This is a genomic window from Micrococcus sp. HSID17227, from assembly GCF_003989405.1.
GTDB classification, from domain to species: Bacteria; Actinomycetota; Actinomycetes; order Actinomycetales; family Micrococcaceae; genus Micrococcus; species Micrococcus luteus.
Genome location: NZ_RBLN01000499.1, coordinates 1 through 912, shown reverse-complemented (window position 1 = coordinate 912; position 912 = coordinate 1). Strand labels below are relative to the sequence as shown.

The 912-nt window shown below is 69.1% G+C and carries 1 protein-coding gene; it reads left to right on the top strand.

The features are described from left to right. Positions 1 to 13: 13 nt before the first annotated feature. Positions 14 to 912: hypothetical protein (locus D8M29_RS12905; protein ID WP_202975970.1), on the top strand; the 899-nt coding region annotated here is incomplete at its 3' end.

Below are 912 nucleotides of genomic sequence, written 5' to 3'. Positions count from 1 at the left end.
CGGACGCGTGTCCATGTGGGTCGCCGACGACGACCCGTACCTGGGCAAGCCGAACCCGTCGCCGTTCGCGACGGCGGAAAGGTTCTCGATCTGGGACCCGATCCCGTTCGGGCAGGACGCCCGCGGCAACCGCATCGAGGTCCCGGTCATGTGGCAGTCGATGTTCTTCGGCGGCCTCCCCCGCCGGGGCAAGACGTTCACCCAGCGCCTGATGCCAGCGGCCGGACTACTGGACCCCTACTTCAGGCACTCCGTCGCCGACGGCACGGGTTGTGGGGCCTGGCTGTCCATGCGGGCAGTGGCCCACCGTCTGTTGACGGAGGCCGAGGACGACGCGATCGAAGCGCTCAAGGCCATGCTGGCCGAACTGCTGGTGGAGATGGAACGCCGCTTCGCGATCCTGCGGGAACTGCCCACCAGCATCTGCCCCGAAGGGAAGCTGACGCCGGAGATCGTCCAGCGGTACAACCTGCCCGTCATCTTCGTGACCATCGACGAACTGCAGGAGTACTTCACCGCGATGGAGCGCGAGGACCGCGAACAGGTCATCAACGACCTGTGCCGCATCGCCCGCCGGGGCCCGGCCGCCGGGTTCGTGTCCAACTTCGCCTCCCAGCGCCCCGACGCGGACAGCGTGCCCACCAAGCTGCGGGAGATCATCACCCTGCGGTACTCCACGCAGGTTGTGGACCGTGCGTCGTCGGACATGGTGCTGGGCAAGGGCAAGGCCGCCCAGGGCGCCGACGCTTCCGTGCTGTCCGAGGACCACGTCGGCACCGGTGTGCTCGTCACCGGGCCCGCCGCCTACGTCACCGTGCGGGCCGACTACCTCGACGGGACCGGGTTCGCTCTGCTCTGCCAGAAGGGCCGGACGTTGCGGCAGGAGGCCGGACAGCTCACCGGCGACGCGGC